Genomic DNA, 6,948 nt, shown 5'->3' on the forward strand with positions numbered 1-6,948 from the left:
GTGGGAGAAGGTGTCGCCGAAGGCGACGGATGAGGGGTGCTCCAGCTTGGCACTGACGGTACTCCGTCCAACACCCCTCAACCGTCTTGGCGCTGCGCGCCAATCCACCTTCTCCCACAGGGGGAGAAGGGAAGGCCGCCTCCGCTTCTCACCGTCGCGCGGCTGTCACACATCGCACCTACACGCAATCTGGCGCCCCGCGACTGACCTTTCGGGGCGCCAACAGCCAGTTGGGATGTCAAGAAATGCAAGACAGCGAGCTGTCGGGCCGCAGCATCTGTTGCCGTCGCGATTTCCGCTTTACGCTCTAGAGATTCAAAAGCCGGCCGCAGCTGTGGGAGGAGAGCGCGGCCCAGAAGACAGATGTATGAACAGATTTCAGATCCAGGGCCTCAAGCAGGACGACTTCGCCGAGATGGTCGCCGAAGACGTCGAACGCGCGCTTGCCCACTATGACGAGACCATCAACAAGCCCACCATGGTCTCGGTCGGCAAAATCGCCGGCAGCATAGCGTCCGCCGTCACCTTGCTGTCACCGAAGCACCAGCGCGCTATCGACGCCATCCATACCGACCTGCCCGGCCTGGCCTCGAAATTCGTGCGCGCGCTGGCGGCGGAAGCCGCGCGCCGCAGCGAAGCCGGTATAGCCGGCGTGATCAATCCGCCGACGACCCCGTTGGCCGATGTCGAGCCTCCTTCGCTGCCAAAATCCGACGATCTCGAATCGATGCTGATCGAGGACTGGGCGGGCCGCGTCGCCGGCTCGACCTATCTGGAAGAGAATTTGCGTATCGCCCGCTCGACCCTGCACCGCTGGCAGCGGCGGGGCGAGGTCATCGCCTTGCGCAAGGGCGGCCGCAAACATGTCTTCCCGCTGGCGCAGTTCGTCGACGGCCGGCCGGTAGCGGGCATTCGCGACGTGCTGTCGCTGATCAGCAATCCCAGACTGGTGTGGCTGTGGCTGACTCGCCCCTCGGCGCAGCTCGACGGCCGCGTCCCGATCGACTTGCTGCGGCAGGATCAGGTGGACGAGGTCGTCGAGGCCGCGCGCGTGTTCGCGCCGGGCTGAACGCCTCCCGGACTCACCGCTAAGGCTCGCCGCTCAAGTCCCCGCCGTATACGCCGCGATCGCCGCCATGTTGACGATGTCCGAGTCCTTGGCGTTCAGCGACACGATCTGAACCGGCTTGTTCAGTCCCACCAGCAGCGGGCCGATCACGGTCGAGCCGCCGAGTTCCTGCAGCATCTTGGTCGAGATCGAGGCCGAGTGGAACGCCGGCATGATCAGCACATTGGCCGGGCCGGTCAGCCTTATGAACGGATATTGCGCCATGGCCCGCGCGTTGAGCGCCACGTCGGCGGCCATTTCGCCGTCATATTCGAAATCGACGCGGCGCTTGTCGAGGATGCGCACCGCTTCCTGGACGCGTTCGGAGCGCTCGCCCTGTGGATGGCCGAAGGTGGAATAGGCGAGCATGGCGAGCCTCGGCTCATAACCCATGCGGCGGGCAAAGCCCGCGGCCTCCTCGGCGATGTCGGCGATCTGCTCGGCATTCGGCATATCGTGCACGGCGGTGTCGGCGACCAGCACGGTCTTGCCTCGCGCCAGCACGATCGAGACGCCGATGACGCGGTGGCCGGGCTTGGCGTCGATGACGCGGCGGATGTCGTCGAGCGCGGTCGAATAGTTGCGGGTGACTCCGGTGACGATGCCGTCGGCGTCGCCCAGCGCCACCATGCAGGCGGCAAAGTGGTTGCGATCGTTGTTGATCAGCCGCTGGCAGTCGCGGAACAGGAAGCCTTTGCGCTGCATGCGCTCGTAGAGATAGTCGGTGTAGATGCCGTTGCGGCGCGACAACCTTGCATTGATGATCTCGATGCCTTGCTTGTTGAGGTCGATGCCGGCGTGCTTGGCGTTCTCCTTGATGACGTCGTCGCGTCCGAGCAGGATGGCGGTGCCGAGCTTCTGGTTCACATAGGAGACGGCGGCACGCATGACCTGCTCCTCCTCGCCCTCGGCGAAGACGATGCGCTTGGGCTGGCGGCGCACCCGGTCGTAGATGCGCTGCAGGGTCGAGGCGATCGGGTCGCGGCGGGCCGACAGCTCCTGCGCGTAACGGTCGAGATCGAGGATCGGCTTGCGGGCGACGCCTGAATCCATCGCCGCCTTGGCGACCGCGATCGGAATGGCCGAGATCAGGCGCGGGTCGAACGGCACCGGGATGATGTAGTTGGGGCCGAATTTCGGCCGGTTGCCCTGATAGGCAGCGGCGACATCGTCGGGCACATCCTGGCGCGCCAGCGCCGCCAGCGCCTGCGCGGCGGCGATCTTCATGTCGTCATTGATCGTGGTTGCCCTGACATCCAGCGCGCCGCGGAAGATGTAGGGGAAGCCGAGCACGTTGTTGACCTGATTGGGGTAATCAGAACGACCGGTGGCCATGATGGCGTCGGTGCGGATCTCGGCCACTTCCTCCGGCGTGATTTCCGGGTCGGGATTGGCCATGGCGAAGATTATCGGGTTCTTGGCCATCGACTGCACCATGGCGGTGGTCAGCGCGCCCTTGGCGGAGAGGCCGAGGAAGACGTCGGCGCCGTCGAGCGCCTCGGCGAGGCTGCGCGCCTCGGTCTTGACCGCATGCGCCGATTTCCACTGGTTCATGCCTTCGGTGCGGCCCTGGAAAACGACGCCCTTGGTGTCGCACAGGATGATGTTTTCCGGCGCAAAGCCCATCGCCTTCATCAGCTCGATGCAGGCGATGCCGGCGGCGCCAGCGCCGTTGCAGACCATCTTCGTGGTCTTCATGTCGCGGCCGGTGATCTCCAGCGCGTTGATCAGGCCGGCGGCCGAGATGATGGCGGTGCCGTGCTGGTCGTCGTGAAAGACGGGAATGTCCATCAACTCGCGCAGGCGTTGCTCGATGATGAAGCACTCCGGCGCCTTGATGTCCTCGAGGTTGATGCCGCCGAAAGAGGGCCCGAGGAACCGCACGCAGTTGATGAATTCGTCGGCGTCCTCGGTGTCGACCTCGAGGTCGATGGAATCGACATCGGCGAAGCGCTTGAACAGCACCGCCTTGCCCTCCATCACCGGCTTGGAGGCCAGCGCGCCGAGATTGCCTAGACCGAGGATAGCCGTGCCGTTGGAGATGACGGCGACCATGTTGCCGCGCGTCGTGTAGTCGAAGGCGCGGCTGGGGTCCTCGGCGATGGCCAGGACCGGAACCGCGACACCAGGCGAATAGGCGAGGCTGAGGTCGCGTTGCGTCGCCATCGGCTTGGTGGCGACGACCTCCAGCTTGCCCGGCCGACCCATGGCGTGGAATTCGAGCGCTTCCTGCGCGCTGACGGACGGACCGCTGTTCTCGGTTTTCCTGGCCATGATGTTCTTGATTTCCTCACCGGTGCGGCACCTCCTTGAAGCGGGTGCTTTGTTTCGGTCCGAATTAAGACCACGCGCCGCCGCGTGTAAACCGCCAGCGCGCGGGAATCGCCGTCCGCATCGGCAATTGCGGACAAGCTGCCGTCCAGTCGTCCCCTGTTTTTCGAAGCGCCGGCATTAAACCGCATCATCACATCTGCTAGCGTGCCGCGCATGAACATGCACAGCCCGAACGAGCCAGACGCCCCCGAGGCGATGACGCCGGCGCCGACCGTCCACGCCGGCGCCACGCCGATGATCGAGCAATTTATCGAGATCAAGGCGGCGAACCCCGATTCGCTGCTGTTCTATCGCATGGGCGATTTCTACGAGCTGTTCTTCGACGACGCCGAGAAGGCGAGCCGGGCGCTCGGCATCGTGCTGACCAAGCGCGGCAAGTATCAAGGGCTCGACATCCCGATGTGCGGGGTGCCGGTGCATGCCGCCGACGACTATCTGCAGAAGCTGATCGGCCAGGGTTTCCGCGTCGCCGTCTGCGAACAGATCGAGGATCCGGCCGAGGCCAAGAAACGCGGCGGCAAATCGGTGGTGCGCCGCGACGTCGTGCGGCTGGTGACACCGGGCACCATCACCGAGGACAAATTGCTGGCGCCCTCGGAATCGAGCTTCCTGATGGCACTGGGGCGGGTGAAAGGCGGAGCGGACCACTCCTTCGCGCTGGCCTGGATCGACATCTCGACCGGCGCCTTCCGCGTCACCGACACCACCGCCGACCGGCTGCTGGCCGACATCTTCCGAGTCGATCCGCGCGAACTGATCGTTGCCGAGCCGGTGTTCCACGATCCGGAGTTGAAACCGGTGTTCGACGTGCTCGGCCGCGTCGCCAGCCCGCAGCCGCCGTCGCTGTTTGATTCGGCCTCGGCCACGGGACGCATCGCCCGCTTCTTCGATGTGGCGACGCCGGATAGTTTTGGCGCCTTTTCGCGCGCCGAACTGTCGGCGATCTCTGGCGCCATCGCCTATGTCGAGAAGACGCAGAAGGCCGAGCGCCCGCCGCTGTCGCGGCCCGAGCGCGAAGAGCAGGGCTCGACCCTGTTCATCGATCCGGCGACGCGCGGCAATCTCGAGCTGCTGCGCACACTGTCGGGCAGCCGCGAAGGGTCGCTGTTCAAGGCGATCGACCGCACGGTGACCGGCGGCGGCGCAAGGCTGCTCGCCGACCGGCTGATGGCGCCGCTGACCGACCCGGCTGCGATCGGCGCCAGGCTGGATTCGGTGTCGTTCTTCCGTTCCGAAACGCGGCTCTGCCAGGCGGTGCGGTCGAGCCTGAAGAGCGTTGCTGACATGCCGCGCGCACTGTCGAGGCTGGCGCTCAACCGGGGTGGGCCGCGCGACCTTGGCGCGCTGCGCGCCGGCTTCGAGGCGGCAGGCGCGATCGCCGAAATCTTTGCCGCGACCGCCCTGCCCCCGGAACTTGCGGCGGCACTCGCCGCCATCCATGCTCTGCCCCAGGCGCTGGCCCAGCATCTGACCCAGGCGCTGGGCGACGAACTGCCGCTGCTCAAGCGCGATGGCGGCTTCTTGCGCGGCGGCTACCATGCCGATCTCGACGAGATGCGGGCGCTGCGCGACGAATCGCGAAAGGTGATCGCCGGGCTGGAGCGCTCGCTGATCGACGAGACCGGCATCCGCTCGCTGAAAATCCGGCACAACAATGTGCTTGGCTACTATATCGAGGTGACCGCCAACCATCATGCGGTGATGACCGGCAGCGATGGCGCCAAGGCGCGCTTCATCCACCGCCAGACCATGGCCAACGCCATGCGCTTCACCACGACCGAGCTTGCCGAACTCGAGACCAAGATCGCCAATGCCGCCGACCGGGCGCTGAGCATCGAACTGACCGCCTTCGAGGCGCTGACGGCGGAAGCGGTTGGCGAGGCGGAAAAGATCCGTGCCGGCGCCGATGCGCTGGCCGTGCTCGACGTGTCGGCGGCGCTCGCGCTGCTTTCGGAAAGCGAAGCCTGGTGCCGGCCGGTGGTGGATTCGAGCCTTGCCTTCGAGATTACGGGCGGGCGGCATCCGGTGGTCGAACAGGCCTTGCGCCGTTCGGGCGAAGGCCCGTTCGTTGCCAATGATTGCGACCTGTCGCCGGAGGGCAGCGCCAGGAACGGCGCGATCTGGCTCCTGACCGGCCCCAACATGGGCGGCAAATCGACGTTCCTGCGGCAGAACGCACTGATCGCCATCCTGGCCCAGACCGGCTCCTTCGTGCCGGCGACATCGGCCCATATCGGCGTCGTCGACCGGCTGTTCTCGCGGGTCGGCGCCTCGGACGATCTGGCGCGCGGCCGCTCGACCTTCATGGTCGAGATGGTCGAGACGGCGGCGATCCTCAACCAGGCCGGCGAGCGCGCACTGGTTATCCTCGACGAGATCGGCCGCGGCACCGCCACTTTCGACGGCCTGTCGATCGCGTGGGCGGCGGTCGAGTATCTGCATGAGAAGAACCGCTGCCGGGCGATCTTCGCTACTCACTTTCACGAAATGACCTCGCTGGCCGGCAAGCTGGCGCGGCTCTCCAACGTGACCATGCGGGTCAAGGAATGGGAAAACGACGTCGTCTTCCTGCACGAGGTCGGCAAGGGGGCCGCCGACCGCTCCTACGGCGTGCAGGTGGCACGGCTGGCCGGCCTGCCGGAAGCGGTGGTCGACCGGGCCAAGGAAGTGCTGCACCAGCTTGAGGAAGGTGAGGTTTCGGGCAAGACGAACCGGCTGGTGGACGATTTGCCGCTGTTTTCGGTGGCGGTGAAGCGGGAAGCGCCGAAGCCGCCCAAAAGCGATGCGCTGGGGGCGGCGCTCGGCGAGATCAATCCCGACGAGATGACGCCGCGCGAGGCACTGGAAGCACTCTACCGGCTGAAGGGGCTGGCGGGGACATAGTCAGATCATCTCCAACCCGCGCTTGCGCGCTGGTGGCGGGAAGGCGCGGTCGAGATCGGCGATGTCCTGCGGCGTCAGCTTGATGTCGAGCGCCGCGATGTTCTGGCGGACATGCTCCCGGCTGCTGGCCTTCGGGATGGCGATGATGCCCTCCTGATGCACCACCCAGGCCAAGGCGATCTGCGCGGAGGTCGCATCGTGGCGAGCGGCGACCGCGTCGAGCCTGGCATTGCGCGCCAACGCGCCCTGCTCAACCGGCGAATAGGCCATCAGCGGAATGTTGCGCTGCCGGCTCCAGGGCGCCAGGTCGAATTCGAGGCCGCGCCGGACCAGATTGTAAAGCACCTGGTTGGTCTGGACATTGCCGCCATCGGGCACGCCAATCAGCTCTTCCATCTCGTCGGTGTCGAAATTGCTGACGCCCCAGTGGCGGATCTTGCCAGCCTTTTTCAAGGTCTCGAAAGCCGCGACCGTTTCGGTCAGAGGCACGCTGCCGGGCCAATGCAAGAGATAGAGGTCGATGCGGTCGGTGCGCAGGCGTTTCAGGCTGTTTTCGCAGGCGCGCTGCACGCCCGCGCGTGAAGCGTTCGACGGCAGAACTTTCGAGACCAGGAAGGTCTCGT

At 65.8% G+C, this 6,948-nt stretch carries 4 protein-coding genes; 2 read left to right on the top strand and 2 right to left on the bottom strand.

Translation table 11 applies throughout. The annotated features are described in order from the left end of the window. Positions 1-367 precede the first annotated feature (367 nt). A complete protein-coding gene (locus tag EOC06_RS10710; protein ID WP_128307707.1) occupies positions 368-1,069 on the top strand; it encodes an antitoxin Xre/MbcA/ParS toxin-binding domain-containing protein in 702 nt (233 codons plus the stop codon). 33 nt (positions 1,070-1,102) lie between these two features. On the opposite strand, the gene EOC06_RS10715 is transcribed toward EOC06_RS10710, so the two are convergent. Next, positions 1,103-3,382 carry an NADP-dependent malic enzyme gene (locus EOC06_RS10715; protein ID WP_128307708.1) on the bottom strand — a complete coding sequence of 760 codons (2,280 nt, stop codon included), beginning with the start codon at positions 3,380-3,382 and terminating at the stop codon, positions 1,103-1,105. Positions 3,383-3,595: 213 nt separating this feature from the next. Between EOC06_RS10715 and mutS the strand changes: the two genes are divergently transcribed. Beyond that, positions 3,596-6,325: a DNA mismatch repair protein MutS gene (mutS, locus tag EOC06_RS10720; RefSeq protein WP_128307709.1), complete on the top strand. Its 2,730-nt coding sequence runs from the start codon at positions 3,596-3,598 to the stop codon at positions 6,323-6,325. Here mutS and EOC06_RS10725 read toward each other — a convergent pair. Then, a partial coding sequence (locus tag EOC06_RS10725) for an aldo/keto reductase (RefSeq protein ID WP_245469478.1) occupies positions 6,326-6,948 on the bottom strand: 623 nt, incomplete at its 5' end.

The sequence above is a fragment of the Mesorhizobium sp. M7A.F.Ca.MR.362.00.0.0 genome (genome assembly GCF_004023175.1).
Taxonomy (GTDB): Bacteria; Pseudomonadota; Alphaproteobacteria; order Rhizobiales; family Rhizobiaceae; genus Mesorhizobium.

Bases quoted from the DNA above. Each gene is read 5' to 3' on its own strand.
- EOC06_RS10710 (WP_128307707.1), top strand. From the start codon at position 368: ATGAACAGATTTCAGATCCAGGGCCTCAAGCAGGACGACTTCGCCGAG.
- EOC06_RS10715 (WP_128307708.1), bottom strand. From the start codon at position 3,382: ATGGCCAGGAAAACCGAGAACAGCGGTCCGTCCGTCAGCGCGCAGGAA.
- mutS (WP_128307709.1), top strand. From the start codon at position 3,596: ATGAACATGCACAGCCCGAACGAGCCAGACGCCCCCGAGGCGATGACG.